This is a genomic window from Antarcticibacterium flavum (assembly GCF_006159205.1).
In the GTDB taxonomy this organism is placed as follows: Bacteria; Bacteroidota; Bacteroidia; order Flavobacteriales; family Flavobacteriaceae; genus Gillisia; species Gillisia flava.
The window spans coordinates 4,161,809-4,178,560 of record NZ_CP040812.1 but is presented as its reverse complement, the minus strand read 5'-3'; the positions used below and the strand labels follow the sequence as shown (position 1 = coordinate 4,178,560).

18 protein-coding genes are annotated in these 16,752 nt (G+C 41.5%); 8 read left to right on the top strand and 10 right to left on the bottom strand.

The genetic code is table 11. The features are described 5' to 3' along the window. Window positions 1–124: 124 nt before the first annotated feature. From FHG64_RS18285 to FHG64_RS18265, 5 genes are all read left to right on the top strand, one after another. Entirely contained in the window at window positions 125–649 is a 525-nt protein-coding gene (locus FHG64_RS18285; protein WP_139067730.1) for a DUF4870 domain-containing protein, read from the top strand. After that, entirely contained in the window at window positions 646–990 is a 345-nt protein-coding gene (locus tag FHG64_RS18280; RefSeq protein ID WP_139067729.1) for a PadR family transcriptional regulator, read from the top strand. The genes FHG64_RS18285 and FHG64_RS18280 overlap by 4 nt, the downstream gene beginning before the upstream one ends. Then, window positions 983–2,764, top strand: coding sequence for a PspC domain-containing protein (locus tag FHG64_RS18275; protein ID WP_139067728.1), 1,782 nt, complete (start codon window positions 983–985; stop codon window positions 2,762–2,764). The genes FHG64_RS18280 and FHG64_RS18275 overlap by 8 nt, the downstream gene beginning before the upstream one ends. Further along, window positions 2,764–3,015: a hypothetical protein gene (locus FHG64_RS18270; RefSeq protein WP_139067727.1), complete on the top strand. Its 252-nt coding sequence runs from the start codon at window positions 2,764–2,766 to the stop codon at window positions 3,013–3,015. Before FHG64_RS18275 ends, FHG64_RS18270 begins: the two co-directional genes overlap by 1 nt. Window positions 3,016–3,078: 63 nt before the next feature. Further along, entirely contained in the window at window positions 3,079–3,318 is a 240-nt protein-coding gene (locus tag FHG64_RS18265) for a hypothetical protein (RefSeq protein ID WP_139067726.1), read from the top strand. A 62-nt stretch (window positions 3,319–3,380) separates the two neighbouring features. On the opposite strand, the gene trxB is transcribed toward FHG64_RS18265, so the two are convergent. Beyond that, window positions 3,381–4,355 carry a thioredoxin-disulfide reductase gene (gene trxB / locus FHG64_RS18260; RefSeq protein ID WP_139067725.1) on the bottom strand — a complete coding sequence of 325 codons (975 nt, stop codon included), beginning with the start codon at window positions 4,353–4,355 and terminating at the stop codon, window positions 3,381–3,383. A 643-nt stretch (window positions 4,356–4,998) separates the two neighbouring features. Between trxB and FHG64_RS18255 the strand changes: the two genes are divergently transcribed. Beyond that, a complete protein-coding gene (locus tag FHG64_RS18255) occupies window positions 4,999–5,625 on the top strand; it encodes a trimeric intracellular cation channel family protein (protein WP_139067724.1) in 627 nt (208 codons plus the stop codon). A 3-nt stretch (window positions 5,626–5,628) separates the two neighbouring features. Here the strand turns inward: FHG64_RS18255 and FHG64_RS18250 are convergent, their stop codons facing one another. The 5 genes from FHG64_RS18250 to FHG64_RS18230 all read right to left on the bottom strand — a co-directional run bounded on the left by FHG64_RS18250 (window position 5,629) and on the right by FHG64_RS18230 (window position 11,471). Beyond that, on the bottom strand, window positions 5,629–6,534 hold the full coding sequence (locus FHG64_RS18250; protein WP_139067723.1) for an NAD(P)-dependent oxidoreductase: 906 nt from the start codon (window positions 6,532–6,534) through the stop codon (window positions 5,629–5,631). A 276-nt stretch (window positions 6,535–6,810) separates the two neighbouring features. Next, complete coding sequence (locus FHG64_RS18245) at window positions 6,811–8,352, bottom strand: acyl-CoA carboxylase subunit beta (protein ID WP_139067722.1); 1,542 nt, start codon at window positions 8,350–8,352, stop codon at window positions 6,811–6,813. 33 nt (window positions 8,353–8,385) lie between these two features. Next, entirely contained in the window at window positions 8,386–9,840 is a 1,455-nt protein-coding gene (accC, locus tag FHG64_RS18240) for an acetyl-CoA carboxylase biotin carboxylase subunit (protein WP_139067721.1), read from the bottom strand. Between the two features lie 63 nt (window positions 9,841–9,903). Beyond that, the gene (locus FHG64_RS18235; protein ID WP_139067720.1) at window positions 9,904–10,389 is read right to left on the bottom strand and encodes an acetyl-CoA carboxylase biotin carboxyl carrier protein subunit; all 486 of its coding nucleotides are present in this window, start codon (window positions 10,387–10,389) and stop codon (window positions 9,904–9,906) included. Between the two features lie 146 nt (window positions 10,390–10,535). After that, window positions 10,536–11,471, bottom strand: coding sequence for a sterol desaturase family protein (locus FHG64_RS18230; protein ID WP_139067719.1), 936 nt, complete (start codon window positions 11,469–11,471; stop codon window positions 10,536–10,538). Window positions 11,472–11,669: 198 nt separating this feature from the next. Here FHG64_RS18230 and FHG64_RS18225 point away from each other — a divergent pair, with 198 nt between their 5' ends. Then, window positions 11,670–12,251: a TlpA family protein disulfide reductase gene (locus tag FHG64_RS18225; protein ID WP_139067718.1), complete on the top strand. Its 582-nt coding sequence runs from the start codon at window positions 11,670–11,672 to the stop codon at window positions 12,249–12,251. Window positions 12,252–12,259: 8 nt separating this feature from the next. Here FHG64_RS18225 and FHG64_RS18220 read toward each other — a convergent pair whose 3' ends face one another. From FHG64_RS18220 to FHG64_RS18205, 4 genes are all read right to left on the bottom strand, one after another. Beyond that, on the bottom strand, window positions 12,260–12,874 hold the full coding sequence (locus tag FHG64_RS18220; RefSeq protein WP_139067717.1) for a class I SAM-dependent methyltransferase: 615 nt from the start codon (window positions 12,872–12,874) through the stop codon (window positions 12,260–12,262). A gap of 3 nt (window positions 12,875–12,877) precedes the next feature. After that, a complete protein-coding gene (locus FHG64_RS18215; RefSeq protein ID WP_139067716.1) occupies window positions 12,878–13,918 on the bottom strand; it encodes an MBL fold metallo-hydrolase in 1,041 nt (346 codons plus the stop codon). 12 nt (window positions 13,919–13,930) lie between these two features. Next, entirely contained in the window at window positions 13,931–14,383 is a 453-nt protein-coding gene (locus tag FHG64_RS18210) for a methyltransferase family protein (protein WP_139067715.1), read from the bottom strand. A 293-nt stretch (window positions 14,384–14,676) separates the two neighbouring features. Beyond that, the gene (locus FHG64_RS18205; protein ID WP_139067714.1) at window positions 14,677–15,309 is read right to left on the bottom strand and encodes a Crp/Fnr family transcriptional regulator; all 633 of its coding nucleotides are present in this window, start codon (window positions 15,307–15,309) and stop codon (window positions 14,677–14,679) included. Window positions 15,310–15,719: 410 nt separating this feature from the next. Between FHG64_RS18205 and FHG64_RS18200 the strand changes: the two genes are divergently transcribed. Continuing rightward, a complete protein-coding gene (locus FHG64_RS18200; protein WP_139067713.1) occupies window positions 15,720–16,700 on the top strand; it encodes a hypothetical protein in 981 nt (326 codons plus the stop codon). Window positions 16,701–16,752: the final 52 nt, after the last annotated feature.

Below are 16,752 nucleotides of genomic sequence, written 5' to 3'. Positions count from 1 at the left end.
AAAAGTATTCAAATTTTCCAACATAGCGAAATGTTAAATTTTGCCAATTCGTAAAAATATTTAGTACTTTGTTTTGCATAATACCATCTTTAAGATATATATTTGTATAAGAAAATCAATCATTATGGAAACATCAACCTTAAAACCGGACAAAACAATGGCAGCCGTCATTCATTTATCCACATTCTCCAAGTATTTCATCCCTCTTGGAAATTTCATCCTGCCGCTTATCCTCTGGACAGCAAAACAAAATGATCCTTTTGTGGATAATCATGGGAAGCAGGCGCTAAATTTTCAAATAAGCATATTTCTCTATTTCATCCTGCTGGTTTGCCTATCCATTGCCGGCATCATCTTTTTTGGAGTGAGAATGGAATCTATTAACCATATGATCTTCCATAATCAATTCCACGAATTTTTCCAGATGATACATGCTTTACCCATACTTATTTTCATCGGGGTTATGGGAACTATCCTGCTCGCACTGTTTATATTGGAAATAGTTGCAGTGATTACCGCCACCGTGAAGGCCAGTGAAGGGAAGTACTATGAATATCCGCTTACCATCAATTTCATCAAACCTACTCCGGTAGAAAACCATCAATCAAAAAATGAACAGTTTAACAACACTCAAAATCCAAGACAATGAAGATTGAAAACACCAAAGCGCAAATGCGTAAGGGAGTTCTGGAGTACTGCATCCTCTCTGTCCTTAAAGACAATGATGCTTATGTCGCAGAGATCCTTGACACCTTAAAGGATGCAAAGTTGCTGGTTGTGGAAGGAACTATTTACCCCCTACTCACCCGGCTTAAAAATGCAGGATTGCTCAATTATCGCTGGGAAGAATCCACTAGTGGCCCCCCACGAAAATATTACGGCCTCACAGATACAGGAAAGGTATTTTTAAAAGAACTAACCCATACCTGGGAGGAACTACAAACAGCTGTAACCATCGTCACCAATCAAAAAAACAAGAATCATGAATAAGACAGTTAATATAAATCTTGCAGGCGTTTTCTTTCATATAGATGAGGATGCTTACGCCAAATTGCAACATTACCTCGATGCGATAAAACGTTCTCTAACCAATACCCAGGGACGTGATGAGATCATTGCCGATATTGAAGCCCGTATAGCCGAACTCTTCAGCGAAAAAATGAAGACAGATCGCCAGGTGGTTAGCTCTAAGGAGGTAGACGAGGTTATCGCAATCATGGGACAGCCAGAGGATTATATGGTAGACGAGGAGATCTTTGAAGATGAACCTGTCTATGCCCGTCCTCACACTACAGGTAAACAATTGTTTAGGGATACAGAACATTCCTATGTTGGAGGGGTTTCCTCCGGTCTTGGTCATTATTTAGGAATAGCTCCTATATGGGTAAGATTGTTATGGATCGTTCTTACCATTGCCTCCAGTGGTGCTTTTATTCTAATATATATAGCCCTTTGGATCTTTGTGCCTGAAGCTAAAACTACCGCAGATAAATTATCTATGCGCGGTGAGGAAGTAAATATTACAAATATTGAAAGGAAGATACGTGAGGGTTTTGATGATGTCGCAGGGAAAGTTAGAAGTGTCGATTATCAAAAATACGGCAACCAGGCTAAATCTGGTGCTTCCTCTGCGGCAACAGGAATTGGATCTGGTATCCTTTTCATCCTTAATATCTTTGTAAAGCTTATAGGAGTACTTCTTCTCCTTATTGCAGGAACAACTTTAATAGGGCTCTTTATTGGATTGTTCACCGTGGGAACCTTTGGGTTATTTGATGCCCCCTGGACAGATTATATTGAGATGGCCGCAATTGGAGCACCGTTGTGGTTAATTTCACTGCTTACCTTCTTTGCTGTGGGAATACCTTTCTTCTTTCTTTTCATACTTGGTTTAAAGATCCTTGTGAAAAAGTTGAGATCTATTGGCACCCCTGCAAAACTTGTACTGCTCGGCCTTTGGTTATTATCTATCATAGGTCTTGCCGTAATAGGAATACAACAGGCAACGCAACGGGCTTTTGAGGGGGAAGTGGTGATCACGGAAACCCTTCCGGTTACCTCTCAGGACACACTTTACGTGGCAATGCAAAATGATCCTCAATACTCCTCTGGAGTTTATCGTTACAGGAGTGGGGTCCAAATAAAGGTAGATGAGGAAAACCGTAAGGTAATGTATAATACAGATGTACGCCTGGTAGTAAAATCTACCAGGGATTCACTTGCGAGAATGGAGATCATTAAGATGGCAGATGGAGGCGATTCCAGGAGTGCCAGGGACAGAGCGAGTGAAATAAGCTACAATACTAATTTCGTGGACGGAAAATTGTTCCTTGATTCTCACCTTACGACTGCTCTTCAAAATAATTACCGAAACCAGGAGGTGAGAGTGGTGCTTTATTTACCTGAAGGTTCCACGCTTTACACAGATAAGAACGTGGCGTATTACCACAGGTCATCAGATTACTACGGGAATATCCTTGACTACAATTCTGAAGAAAAATTCCTGAAGATTGGGAATAACACGGCAATTTGCGAAGATTGTCCTGTCGAGGAAAGCGATGCCTGGGAAAGCGATGAATCATGGGAGAACAATAACTCCTGGGATGAGGATGAATTTGAAGGAACAATTGATATTGAAGGTGGAGATACCACCGGTAACGACCAGGTGAGAATTCGTGTGAACAAAAATGGGGTCAACATCACAGATGATGTTAAGGCTGTAAGAATAAATAGAGACGGTATTGAACTTCAAAAGAACAAGTGATGACTACTGCTGCACATTTTGTTGTTGCCACCATCCTCAATTTGTTGGGAATGGCACCGGAAGAACATCAAATTTCTACTCCGGTAGAGGCAGATATCCGTATTGAGATGCAATACAGCAACCCGCTAAAGACCGGGAAAGAAGGTATATGTGAATATAAAAATATTGTCATTAATACATTGCCTCCCTCCCACTGTCACTTGTTAAACGCGACCGGGATGTATAAGAAGAAACATCATGCGGGAAGTTAAATGAAGTTGCCGGGTGCAATGGTTTAAATATCTTTCTGGCCTATTAACCAATTAATAAGAAAAATGAAAAGCTTTTTAAAACCATTTTTTTATACATCTGTACTTAGTTTAGCACTTGTTTCCTGCAGGGAAGCCAATGAGGCCGATGATCTTGACCAGCTAAGGGCAGAAGGTGCCGACGTGAAGGTTAGCGATGATGGCCAAAAGGTGAAGATCAAGACCGATGACAAAAAGATCAAGATCAAAACCGATGATGATGGAGAGGTCAAGAAAAAAGTGAAGATCGATAATGATGATAATTAATATTAACATCTTCCAACAAAAAAAGTCCCTCGCGGGACTTTTTTATTTTATAAAGAATTGGCCTAAGCCGTAATCTCCTTTTCTGTGGTTTCCTCTACAGTCGTTAAATACCGCTCTGCATCAAGGGCTGCCATACATCCTGTCCCGGCTGCCGTGATAGCTTGCCTGTATTCCTTATCCTGTACATCTCCTGAAGCAAAAACTCCGGGAAGATTGGTCTTTGTGGATTTTCCTTTGGTAATAAGGTATCCCATATCATCCATATCCAGCTGACCTTTAAAAATTTCAGTGTTAGGCTTATGGCCAATGGCGATGAATAATCCTGTAATGTCGATCACTTCTTTTTCACCGGTCTTGTTATTTACCATCCTTAAACCTTCAACCACCTGCTCTCCTATCACCTCATCAACTTCAGTATTATAACGCAGGTCTATATTCCTGGTATTGGTAACCCTGTGCTGCATTGCTTTGGAAGCACGCATCTCATCGCCCCTAACCAGCATAGTCACCTTGTTACAAATGTTAGCAAGGTACGTAGCCTCTTCAGCAGCAGTGTCTCCACCACCCACTATGGCAACATCCTGTCCTTTATAGAAGAATCCGTCACAAACGGCGCAGGCAGATACTCCCCCACCTCTAAGGCGCTGTTCACTTGGAAGGCCTAAATATTTAGCCGTTGCTCCGGTTGAAATAATAACTGTTTCAGCCTCAACCCAATCGGCATTATCTATACAGGCTTTATGGATCCCGCCGTGCTCTGTGCTTAGCTCAACCTCGGTCACCATCCCTATCCTAACCTGGGTTCCAAAGCGCTCTGCCTGTTTCTGGAGGTCTATCATCATTGAAGGCCCATCCACACCATCTGGATAACCGGGGAAGTTATCAACCTCTGTGGTTGTTGTAAGTTGACCTCCGGGTTCCATTCCTGTGTACATCACAGGGTGCATATCTGCCCGGGCAGCATAAATAGCAGCGGTATATCCCGCCGGCCCTGATCCTATAATAAGACATTTAATACGCTCAATTTTATCTGTCATGGTTGTTTTGTTTTTAATACTGTAAAAGTAGGAAGAATAGGTAAAAGCTTACTTAAAAAGTGTGGAACTTTTGAATTCTTCCTTTAATACAAGATACTCATCGCCTCAATAAGTTCCAAATCATTGTTGCACGTTTAAAAGTCTGGACCGCTGCGCTACTGGAATCTAGAATCCGGACCAAAATATGAGTGCTTAAAAAATGGTTAGCTACCTTCTGTTTCAAAACTTAAAATCATTGTTGTCCGGTAAAAGAGTCTGGACCGCTTCCGCTGCTAGAATATAGAAACCAGACTAAATTTATGTTTTTGAAAATTAGATGTTTATCCAATTTTAAACTGCCTGGATTTTTTTAATTAATTTAGATTCAAAACCACTCCCGGTGGAGGTTGATAAGACCTCGGACTATATGTAGCAAGACTTAACGTAAATTCACATTATTTTAATCGGACCCCAATGACGTGAAATTTCCAAATTTATTTAAGATCCAAGACCACCCCCTGGTCGGGGTTGATATGTCTTCTGCTATACACGGAAAGGGTTAAGGAAAATTTACATATTTTTATCGGACAACAATGGTTTCAAATTCCTACTTTTTGGTAATTACAAGGTAACCGGAAATAAAAAAGATATCTTTGCAGGCTAAATGGAATTAAGCCTTTTCAACATATTGGATCTACTGGGTACGGTTGCTTTTGCCATTTCTGGTGCACTTGCGGCAATGAACAGGAAGCTGGACCTCTTCGGGATCTTTATTATTGCATTTGTAACTTCCATTGGTGGCGGAACGCTTAGGGATATTTTGATTGGTGCCACCCCTACCTGGATGGATAATACCATTTATATATATTTCATTGGAGTGGTGACTGTCCTGGCAATTATTTTCAGAAATAAGATCAATTACCTTAAAACCTCACTTTTTCTTTTTGACACCATAGGCCTTGGAGTATTTACAATAACGGGGGTAGAAATAGGCCTGCAAAACGGGCTTGATCCCATTATTTGTATTACCCTTGGGGCGATGACAGGAACTTTTGGTGGGGTTTTACGGGACATCCTGGTAGCAGAGATCCCGGTGATCTTCAGGAAAGAGATCTATGCCACAGCTTCTCTCACAGGAGGACTGGCTTTTATCCTTTTAAATGAGCTAGGGGTAAATACAGATGTTATTTATGTAGTTACCTCCTTAATTATTATCAGCATTAGGCTTATAGTGGTCAAATACAGGATCTCCCTTCCCAACTTCGACCTGGCCCCTGTGGAAAAAAAATAATATTCAAAAATATTCCTTCATAAACTCCCTGAAATTCTCCATCACCTTTTGAGCCAGTCGCTCATGAGTCTCGGCACTCCAGCCCGCACTTTTTGAGGCTGTAATAACGCACTCCATTTTCTCTGTTTTTTCTGAAAGTTCCTTTTTCCCATCCCCGTCAAAAATCGCAAAATTGCCGGTATGATTAATCCAGCTGCTGAAGGCTTTCTCGTCAAACGGCAATCCCAGGGAAGTATTGATAAGGATCTTTCCAGATCCAAATTTTTCAAATTCTTTTTGCTGAAGGATCTCTGTATTCCTTGGCAAATGAATGGAAAGGATCTCAACTTTTTCCAGCAGCTCTTCCAGCGGCAGGTATTTCACTCCCTTCTCCTCCCATTCCTGCTTCCTGGTCCGGCTGAAGTAGTACAGGTCGGCCCCAAATGGTAACAAACATTTTGCCAGCAGCTGTCCTGTAACTCCCAGACCAATTATCCCGATCTTCCTTTGGGTAAGCTCCAGGGGCATTTCTTTCCACTGCCACTCCCCCAGCCCATGCAGCAATCTTACCAGTTCACTTATTATGAACTCTACCACCCCGGGATCCCCGTAATCTCTAATTCCGGTAACGGTAATTCCCCGCTCCCTCGCAAAATTCACTGCCACGTTTGCCGACTCACCATCATAAAGGCTGCAGCACATTCCAATATATTGAAGATTCGGGCACCTTTTAATGACCTCCTCATCAATCTTTGTATGCCAGGAAACAAAAACAACCTCAGCATCTCCTATGCGCTCAATGACCTCTTCCTGCGTTTCCGGATAATCTGTATAGTTCGCGATCTTTTCCTCACAATGCTCCTGCAATTCCTCAATTGCCCAGGGCTTAAGTTTCGTTTTATCTATGCAAACTATCTTTTTGAATTTCATGAAAGCGTTTTCTGTTTTCTGTTTTCTGTTTCTTGCTTGTTCAGACGAAATTATTCGCCATTTTCTCGAGGATATTGGCGGTTTAACCGCCGAGTTCAAAAGGAGTTAAAAAAAGAGTTTCACGGAGTTTATTTCTCCCCATTTGGGGGCCGGGGGGCTTTTCCACTTTTTTCAACCGACAACCGACAACTTTTTTTTCAACCTACAACCTACAACCTACAACCTACAACTTTTTTCAACCAACAACCGACAACTCACAACCGACAACCGACAACCCTACAACGGAATATTCCCATGCTTCCTATCTGCCCTCAACACGGTTTTATTTTCCAGCATACTAAATGCCTTCAGCAGTTTCCTGCGCGTATCTTTTGGCATGATGACCTCATCGATGAATCCGCGTTTTGCTGCTTCAAAAGGGTTGGCGAATTTTTCAGCATACTCGGCTTCTTTTTCTGAGAGTTTTAATTCCGGGTCTGCTGCTTCCTGTATCTCTTTTCTGAAGATGATCTCTGAAGCTCCCTTGGCTCCCATCACGGCGATCTCTGCGGTTGGCCAGGCGAAGTTCAGATCGGCACCAATGTGTTTGGAGTTCATCACATCATAAGCACCACCGTAGGCTTTCCGGGTGATCACGGTTACTCTTGGAACTGTGGCTTCACTAAGGGCATAAAGCAGCTTTGCACCATGCAGGATGATCCCGTTCCACTCCTGGTCCGTTCCCGGCAGGAATCCCGGGACGTCCACGAGAACCAGTAACGGAATATTAAAGCAGTCACAGAACCTGGTGAACCTTGCGGCTTTTTTAGAAGAATCAACATCTAAAACCCCTGCAAGACTCATTGGCTGATTTGCAACTATCCCTATGCTCCTGCCTCCCAGCCTCGCAAATCCTACGATAATATTATCGGCATAATTCTTATGTATCTCGAAAAAAGAATCCTCATCAATGATCCCGGTGATCACCTCGTGCATGTCATAGGGCTTATTTGCACTATCGGGCACAATGCCCTCAAGGGATTCCCTTATTTCCTCTTTAACTTCAAAAGGTAATTTTTCAGGGGTTTGCTTATTGTTCTGCGGGAGGTAACTTATTAATTTCTTGATATCCTCCAGGCAGGTAATATCGTTTACAGAAGTCAAATGTGTCACTCCCGATTTTGTTGAATGCGTACTCGCACCTCCAAGTTCTTCAGAAGTTACACTTTCATTGGTCACGGTTTTTACAACGTTTGGCCCGGTAACGAACATATAACTGGTATCCTCCACCATAAGGGTAAAATCTGTCATAGCAGGGCTGTAAACCGCACCCCCGGCACAAGGGCCCATAATTGCTGAAATTTGAGGGATCACTCCGGAGGCCTGCACATTCCTATAAAAAATATCGGCATAACCGCCCAGGGATCGTACTCCTTCCTGTATTCTCGCTCCGCCTGAATCGTTGAGCCCGATAATAGGAGCCCCTACTTTCATTGCATGGTCCATTACCTTACATATCTTCTCTGCATGGGTTTCAGAAAGCGCTCCTCCAAAAACAGTAAAATCCTGTGCAAAAACATACACAAGCCGGCCATTGATAGTACCATAACCGGTAACTACCCCATCACCATAATACTTTTGCTTATCCATACCAAAATCTGTAGTACGGTGGGTAACCAGGATCCCTATCTCCTCAAAGGAACCTTCGTCCAGCAGGTAATCCACCCGCTCCCGGGCAGTAAGTTTTTTCTTTTCGTGTTGTCTCTCTATTCGTTTTTCACCTCCCCCTAAATGGGCAAGCTTAATCTTCTCATTCAGTTTTTCTATATTCTGGCTCATGTAATTTCTTGTTGAATTGGTAATTTTGACTTGCTACTCCTGTACCTTACTTCCCGGTACCCTTAACTGTTTCTGGTCCTCCAGGTATTTCTTCAGGGCAATTAACCCGGCGAGTTTAGCTTCTTCCTCTATCTCCTGCTGAAGTTTTTCAGCTGAATAATAATTCTTCACGAAGTGGGTATCAAAATTTCCGCTGCGGAAGGCTTCATGCTCAAATACAAATTTCCCGAAGGGCAGGGTGGTCATCACTCCCTGCACTTCATAATTATTTATGGCATACAGCATACGCTGGATGGCTTCTTCCCTGCTCTTTCCATAAGTGATCAATTTTGCCAGCATGGGATCATAGTAAATAGGGACTTCCATTCCCTCTTCAAAACCATCATCCAGCCTTATTCCTTCTCCCGCGGGAGTGCGATATTTTTCCAGAAGCCCTACACTTGGCATAAAATTATCCAGAGGATCCTCTGCGTAGATACGAAGTTCCACCGCATGTCCTTTTATCCTAAGATCCTCCTGGCCAAACTCCAGTTTCTCTCCCCTGGCTACCTTTATTTGTTGTTCCACCAGGTCCAGCCCGGTAATGATCTCGGTCACAGGATGCTCCACCTGCAGGCGGGTATTCATTTCCAGGAAATAGAAATTCTTGTTTTCATCAAGAAGGAACTCCACCGTTCCCGCGCCTACATAGTCGCAAGCCATAGCCACCTTCACGGCCGCTTCTCCCATTTTTTTCCGAATTTCTTCAGTAAGAACAACAGAGGGGGCTTCTTCAACCACCTTCTGGTGCCTTCTTTGAATGCTGCACTCCCTTTCAAAGAGGTGCAGGGTATTTCCGTGAGTATCAGATAATACTTGTATCTCAATGTGGCGCGGGGAACCAATATATTTTTCAATAAATACAGATCCGTCTCCAAAAGCCGATTCTGCCTCGCTTATAGCGCGCTTCATTTGATCTTCCACATCCTTTTCCTTCTCCACAATACGCATTCCCTTACCTCCACCCCCCGCAGAGGCTTTTATTAGAATAGGGAATCCAATCTCATTAGCGATCTTTTTCGCTTTCTCCACATCTGTAATAGCTTCGTCTATTCCGGGAACCATTGGGATCCCATAATCCTTCACCGCATCCTTGGCAGCAAGTTTACTACCCATAACGCGTATGGCTTTAGATCCCGGTCCTATCCAGGTAATGCCGTTTTGCTCCACTTTTTCGGCAAAATCAGCGTTCTCACTAAGGAATCCGTATCCGGGGTGAATGCCATCCACTCCCAGTTCTTTGGCAACTTTGATAATTTTATCTCCCAGCAGGTAAGACTCATTTGATGGCGCTTCTCCTATACAAACAGCCTCATCGGCAAATTTTACGTGGGGCGCATTACGATCTGCCACAGAAAAGACTGCCACGGTCTTGATCCCCATTTTTTGAACTGTTCTCATTACCCTAAGGGCAATCTCACCACGATTGGCGACTAATATTTTTTTCATTTAAAATTGATCTTTTTAATTCTGAAAGCTTGCTTTTTAACATCCCCTTCGGGGGCCGGGGGGCTACTCCATCTCCACCAGCAACTGGTTTTTATCCACAGTTTCCCCTTTTTTAACTGAAACAGATTTCACTACCCCGTCTCTTGGAGCGGTAAGTGTATTTTCCATTTTCATGGCTTCCAGCACCAGGAGATAATCCCCTTCTTTCACCTCATCCCCGGCCTTGATGTTCACATCCAGAATTAATCCCGGCATAGGTGCTTTAAGATCGTTTACCAGTTGGGAAGTACCAAGGGAAAGCCCCATCTCTTCTATGAGCAGGTCCAGTTCATTGGAAATTTTAATGTTGTAGGTATTGTTGTTGATCTTAACCGAATACTCTCTCTTTAAAAATCCGGCCTCCAGGACCTCAGCTTTAAAAGAGCGGTTATTTTGTAAAAGATGGTATTGTGATGCAGATATTTTTTGCGAATCCAGGGCCTTTATCTCCTCTTCAGAAAAATTATACTCCAGGGAATCGTTCACCTTTACCTTATATTTTTTTTCCATTATTATTTGTTTAGACTGGCTATTTTATACTTGTGTTGTAAATATAAAAAACTTTCAAGGCTTTTACTGCTGAATTTCTAAACAATAGGCACAAAAAAACCTTCAGAGAATTTTTCGAAGGTCTTGAGGTATATAGCCAGAGACGGCTATTTTCTTTCTCTATAAACCAGGTTGGATTTTTCCTTCTGTAGAGTATCATTAGGTTGAAGAGGTCTTTCTTTCCTGAACGGAAAAACTACCTGCCCTGTAAATGTTTTAGGAAAATCCTCATCTCCTTCAAATCCGAGTTCAATATCCTTTCCATCGTGAGGCACATAAGCGGTTCCAAATAGATAATCCCAGATACTCAGGGTGAGGCCATAATTCATCCCGTGCGGGTGCTCTTCTGGAAGTGCTTTGGAATGATGCCAGATGTGCATTTTTGGGTTATTGAAAATATAACCAAAAATCCCATAACCCCAACCTATATTCGCATGGTTTAGGTGCCCTACGAGCACTGCAAACATATGAACAATAATAAATTCCTGTATGCCGAATCCTATCATAGCAAGAGGAATGTATTGCACGGTCTTATAGATGATGGTTTCCATAAAATGAAACCGAAACTGGGCGGCAAAGCCCATCTCCTTCACACTATGATGAACTTTATGGAATTCCCAGAGCCATGGCTGTCTGTGAAGCTGCCGGTGCACATTCCACTGGATAAAGTCGGCTATTACCAGCATAATAGCCAGCTGTGCCCAAACCGGGAACGCCTGCACTTCTATGGCAACGAGATTCGTAATACCAAACAGGCTTAGAAAATCATTAAAAAGTTCCACCCCCACATTGGAGATCGCATTATAACCAATAAGAGAAAAGAGGAAAAAATTAAAGAGTATATAAAAGCTATCCAGCCAGAAATCCTTCCTGAATATCTTCTGCTTCCTGCGCCAGGGAACAAGGATCTCCACTGCCCATACCAGGAGGGACAGGCCAATGAGCCAGTAAAAGTAATTACCCCACGAAGGATTGGTGATCTCTCCCACCAGGTAATTAAAATATCCGATAAACGAATCCTGAATGATCCTGAAGTATTTCAAGTAATCGAGGTTTAGATGCAAAATTACTCAATCTCTGGAGAACTTAAAGTAACTAATGTTACACCCAGGTATGCCGGGAACTTTAAAAATTTGGCGAAATGTAACAATTGTCACATTTAGAGTAAAAATGAAAATCTATCTTCGCAGGCGAATTGAATTGATCCACTCGCAACTTAAAGGGGTTAAATCTGGCATTGTATGAATAAAAAAATAAAGAAGAACCTCCTGGTCTTTGGAAGCATTTTAGTTATCGCCGGCGGATTAATTTTTCTTGGGCTGCAAACAAATGTTTTTAGTACTCTGCAGGAGACAGCAAAAGTTGAAGACACAGCTGAAAAAAATTCAGAAGCCGGGACAAAGAGGAATTATCCGGCAGCCGATTTCCAGCTTCAGCTTTTAAATTCCGAAGGGGAAGAAGTAAATCTGGAGGAATTTCGTGGCAAGGTGATCTTTATGAATCTTTGGGCAACCTGGTGCCCTCCCTGTATTGTGGAAATGCCCGATATTGAAAATCTCTACCGGGATCTAAAAGATGAGGATATAGTTTTTATCATGCTCTCCCTGGACCACAAATTTCAAAAGGCAGTGGATTTTGTAGAAAAGAATAATTACAGCTTTGAGATCTACGAAACGGTGAAGGGAATGCCAGATATGTATATAACCCAAAGTATCCCCACCACCTTTGTAATTAATGCTGAAGGCGAACTGGTGCTCACCCATATTGGAATGGGAGATTTTGACACTGCTGAATTCAGGGAATTCCTGCTGGAACAGAAGTGATTATTTATCTATAACTTCTTAAAAATTCCGAAACTAAAGTTTTGGATAGCTTCAGTAGGGGTTATGTGGTCTATATTTTCACTGTCCACAATTTCAAAATCCTCTACGAAAAGATCGGCCATTTCGTGCAATGAATACTGTTTGATCTTGATGCCGCTGCATTTCTCCGGCCCTTTTTCTGAAAATGTTCCAAGGATAACATAACCACCCTTTTTGACATGAGCCTTCATAGACTTCAGGTAGTTTTCTATCTTTTCCTCTGCAGTTAAAAAATGAAAAGCTGCCCGGTCGTGCCACAGGTCATAGGATTCTTTCAGTTTAAGATCACCTGCATCGGCAGTTATCCAGGTAATTTTTCCGGCCTTCTTTCCCAACCTTTTCTTAGCCCTGTTGATGGCTTCTTCAGAAATATCAAGCACAGTAATATTTGAATAACCTTCAGCAAGAAGATGATCTGCCAGGAAACTATCGCCTCCACCAACATCAATGATCGCTGCATCTTTATCCAGCTCCAGGGATTGTATATAATTTAAAGATGGCCGGGGTTTTTCCTGATACCAGCTCACCTCTTTCAAGTCCTTTGTTTTATAGATCTTCTCCCAGTGTTCTTTTGTTTCCTCCATAGTTTATCCATTATCTTCGAAATTCCACCATTCCTTTTGATCGTATTTTTCACCTAAAATATACATTTCACCTATGTGCGGAGCAACAAAATCCTGGTCTTTTTTATTAGCTTCAGCAACCATACGATTTATAGGTTCATTCCAGGGGTGTATGGAAAGCACAAACTTTCCCCAATGAACAGGGAAAAGGATTTTCGCGTTGAGATCCCGTGCAGCTTTTACAGTTTCTTCCGGCATCATATGAATTTGGGGCCAGTATTGACTGTATTGCCCACACTCTAAAAAAGCAAGGTCAAAATTTCCAAATTGTTCTCCAATTTCCCTGAACTGCGGGCTGTATCCGGAATCTCCCCCTACATATATGCGGCAGTCATTCCAGATCAAAGCAAATGAGGACCAGAGGGTATTGAACCTTTTGGTGGACCTTCCGGAAAAATGCCTGGAGGGCAATGCAGTAATATTTAGTTCATTATTTACCTTTAATTCTTCCTGCCAACCGAGTTCGATGATCTTCTCATGTGGGATACCCCAAAGCTCCAGGTGCGCTCCCACGCCCAGGGAACAAACCACCTTCTTTACCTTATCTTTTATTTGCTTTATAAAAGGGTAATCGAGATGGTCGTAATGATCATGAGTGATCAACAGGAGATCGATCTGAGGAAAATCATCTGCCATATAAATATTGGTTCCTTTAAAAGGTTTTCCAAAGAATTTTACGGGAGAAGCATTTCCGCTAAAGACAGGATCTATTAAAATCACAAAGCCCTTATAATTTATCAAATAAGAAGAATGTCCAAACCAAACAACCGAAATTTTGTCTTTGGGGAGCTTAAAAAGATCGGTTTTTTTTATAGGTACTTCCCTGGCGGGAGTAACAGAATTTGGACGGGTGATGAATTCCTTCAAAACTTTAAAAAAAGAAACATCTTTAGGACTAACGGCTGTTGGCTCCAGATTATGGAATTTCCCGTCTCTGTAGTTTTCCTGTAATTTGATCCTTTCCTGCCTGTTACCTGCAGGAGCCTTTCCAAAACGTTTGAACATATATCAAAATTATTAAAACCGTGGCCAAAAACGGCCTGTAGATGCTTTATACCCTTTATACCCGGGGAATTTATCTTCCAGCCCCTGTTCCTCATAGTTACTTTTAAAATAAAAAAGAATAATAAGAAGTACGGCTATCATAAGTTTGTATCCGGAATTGAGATACAGCCCAAAGAAAATGGCGGTGATCATAATACCGGTGTAAATTGGATGCCTGAAATATTGAAAAAGACCTGTAGTAACTAAGGCCGAATTTTTTTTAGGGGTAGGAAAAGGGGAAAGGTTTTTATTCAATTGTAGCATTGCCACAAGAATAATTACTATTCCGGCTATTGCCAGTCCTAAATGCACCAGGTCCACATTGGAAGGTAAATTTAAACTCCAGTGGGGTACCTCAAACAAATAGGCTGCAAAAAGCAAAAACTGAATTCCCACAAATATGATGTCTTTTTTTCCTGCTGCCATAAGTGAATTTACAAAATTTCAAGCATTCCTGGTAAGTAAAAGAGTCTGGACCGCTGCGCTTATGGAATCTAGAATTTAGACTAAAGGTACGGGTAAAAATCACTTACCCTCTGCTGAAGAAATTGGAATTTTTTAGAATATTTAATAATCAAAACTAACCTGATAGCGAGTTTGCTTTTTTCTCTGACTTTTATATAGCTTGAGGAATTTTTTAGGTATTGTAATTGGACAACAGTTTTCAATAAGGAGGTACTGGCACCTTTCTTTAGGAAAATAGATTAGAGATGGTTTAGCTATAGATCTACTACTTTTATGCTATTGCGCTGCAATGTTATTTTACCTTCAATTTCAAGTTTTTTAAGTAACCTTGAAATCACTACACGGGAGGTATGGAGATCATAGGCTATTTCCTGGTGGGTAACCTGCAGCAGGTCATTTTTATTGATCATTGCCTTATCCCTTAAATACTTCATAAGCCTCTGGTCCATATTAAGAAATGCAATGGTGTCTATGGTATCCAGCATTTCTGAAAGCCTGTTGTGGTAACTTTCAAAGACAAAGTTGCGCCAGGATTTGAATTTTGAAGTCCATTCTTCCATTTTAGCTATGGGTATCATAATTACAGTAGCATCCCGCTCAACCACAGCTCGTATTTCACTGCGGGTTTGTCCAAGACAACAGGAAAGGGTCATCGCACAGGTATCCCCACTTTCCAGGAAGTACAATAATAGTTCATCGCCATCCTTATCCTCCCTCAGGATTTTTACGGCTCCATTAAGCAGCAAAGGCATGGCTGTTACATAATCTCCAATCTCTATAAGTTTATCCCCTCCTTTATACTTTTTAAGGCTGCCGGTTTCTTCGATTTCCTTTAACAGGGCTTCTTCAAAATTAAAGAGGGAATTCTTTTTTAAATCTTCAAGCATAAGTAAAAATTCTAGGTCCAGTAAAAATACTATATAAATTCATACTGCCCGGTAAAAGATTCCAGATCCCTCACGCTGCTGGAATATAGAATCCAGACCAAAAACTGAGTGTGTGGAAAATAATCGTTTACCATTATTAAAAAATTTGAATTTCCCTGAACTATTTCAGATCCAAAACCACTCCCTGGTTGAGGTTGATATGTATTCAGGCTATTTATATAAAAGACTAAAAAAAATTTTAATTTTTTTTAATCGAACACCAATAATTATAAATACAGGATTTCCCGTAATTATTACAATAACAATTTGATTTATAGGTTATTAGGCTAAACTCAATAAAAAGATTTTTAACTTTAAACTGAAATTAAGATCCTCCCGGCAAAGTCATTTAATAACATAAATTCTAAGTTATGAAAATATCTTTCCTTTCAACCTCTGCAAGGTTGCTGCTTGTTTTACTTTTTGCCTGTACGGCCAACACTCATGATGTAAATGAAATAAATGAGGTTGCAAACCTTAGTGCAAAGCAAAAGGCTCATAAAGCACAGGTAATAACTATTGAAGAACAGGATCTATATCCCGAGGGGATAGAATATGATATAAGAAATGACCGTTTTCTTATTACATCAATTACGCGCGGGAATATTGGGCAGGTGAAAGACGGGGTATATTCAGTATGGGTGAGTGACGATGATCTTGTTGCTACAATAGGGATACACATTGACCATACCCGTAAACGGGTGCTGGTGGCCAATGCCTCCCTGGAATCGCTGGCAGGGCTTGGCGCTTATGATCTGGAAGGAAACAGGATATTTTATACAGACCTTGGAGGTTTGACCCCGGGAGCCAATTTCGCCAATGATGTTACTGTAGACCAGCATGGGAATGCCTATGTTACAGATAGTTTTGCCGGTGTAATCTATAAAGTGGATCTGCAGGGAAATGCCAAAATTTTCTATGAAAATGAAGACTTCATACCTGCAGAAGGTAGTTTTGGCCTTAACGGAATAGATTATGATCCCAGGGGTTTTCTCCTGGTAAGCAAGACAGATTCTGGAGAGCTTATAAAATTCCCTATGGACACTCCCGATAATTTTACGGCGGTAGATCTCCCGGTAGAACTCAATTTTCCTGACGGTATTTACCTTAAGAACCCTAATGAGCTGGTCATAGTAAGTAATGATTTTGGTGGCGAAAATGCCAGCGTACAAACCTTTCGAACCAATGACAGGTGGGAATCTGCATCTTTAATAGCAGAATTCCCTACAGGAGCTGTTTTTCCAACCACAGCAACTGTAAAAAGAAATGATATCTATGTGCTTTATGCGCATTTGGATGTTCTCTTATCTGGAGGGTCAAGGGCAGAATTTAGTATAGTAAAAGCAGAATGATCAAGACTTCCTGGCGTGCAGTGGAAACCTACATTTAATTTTATATAGCTTT

What these genes read in the sequence shown, in the direction of transcription:
- FHG64_RS18285 (WP_139067730.1), top strand. Translation starts at nt 125, where the DNA reads ATGGAAACATCAACCTTAAAACCGGACAAAACAATGGCAGCCGTCATT.
- FHG64_RS18280 (WP_139067729.1), top strand. Translation starts at nt 646, where the DNA reads ATGAAGATTGAAAACACCAAAGCGCAAATGCGTAAGGGAGTTCTGGAG.
- FHG64_RS18275 (WP_139067728.1), top strand. Translation starts at nt 983, where the DNA reads ATGAATAAGACAGTTAATATAAATCTTGCAGGCGTTTTCTTTCATATA.
- FHG64_RS18270 (WP_139067727.1), top strand. Translation starts at nt 2,764, where the DNA reads ATGACTACTGCTGCACATTTTGTTGTTGCCACCATCCTCAATTTGTTG.
- FHG64_RS18265 (WP_139067726.1), top strand. Translation starts at nt 3,079, where the DNA reads ATGAAAAGCTTTTTAAAACCATTTTTTTATACATCTGTACTTAGTTTA.
- trxB (WP_139067725.1), bottom strand. Translation starts at nt 4,355, where the DNA reads ATGACAGATAAAATTGAGCGTATTAAATGTCTTATTATAGGATCAGGG.
- FHG64_RS18255 (WP_139067724.1), top strand. Translation starts at nt 4,999, where the DNA reads ATGGAATTAAGCCTTTTCAACATATTGGATCTACTGGGTACGGTTGCT.
- FHG64_RS18250 (WP_139067723.1), bottom strand. Translation starts at nt 6,534, where the DNA reads ATGAAATTCAAAAAGATAGTTTGCATAGATAAAACGAAACTTAAGCCC.
- FHG64_RS18245 (WP_139067722.1), bottom strand. Translation starts at nt 8,352, where the DNA reads ATGAGCCAGAATATAGAAAAACTGAATGAGAAGATTAAGCTTGCCCAT.
- accC (WP_139067721.1), bottom strand. Translation starts at nt 9,840, where the DNA reads ATGAAAAAAATATTAGTCGCCAATCGTGGTGAGATTGCCCTTAGGGTA.
- FHG64_RS18235 (WP_139067720.1), bottom strand. Translation starts at nt 10,389, where the DNA reads ATGGAAAAAAAATATAAGGTAAAGGTGAACGATTCCCTGGAGTATAAT.
- FHG64_RS18225 (WP_139067718.1), top strand. Translation starts at nt 11,670, where the DNA reads ATGAATAAAAAAATAAAGAAGAACCTCCTGGTCTTTGGAAGCATTTTA.
- FHG64_RS18220 (WP_139067717.1), bottom strand. Translation starts at nt 12,874, where the DNA reads ATGGAGGAAACAAAAGAACACTGGGAGAAGATCTATAAAACAAAGGAC.
- FHG64_RS18215 (WP_139067716.1), bottom strand. Translation starts at nt 13,918, where the DNA reads ATGTTCAAACGTTTTGGAAAGGCTCCTGCAGGTAACAGGCAGGAAAGG.
- FHG64_RS18210 (WP_139067715.1), bottom strand. Translation starts at nt 14,383, where the DNA reads ATGGCAGCAGGAAAAAAAGACATCATATTTGTGGGAATTCAGTTTTTG.
- FHG64_RS18205 (WP_139067714.1), bottom strand. Translation starts at nt 15,309, where the DNA reads ATGCTTGAAGATTTAAAAAAGAATTCCCTCTTTAATTTTGAAGAAGCC.
- FHG64_RS18200 (WP_139067713.1), top strand. Translation starts at nt 15,720, where the DNA reads ATGAAAATATCTTTCCTTTCAACCTCTGCAAGGTTGCTGCTTGTTTTA.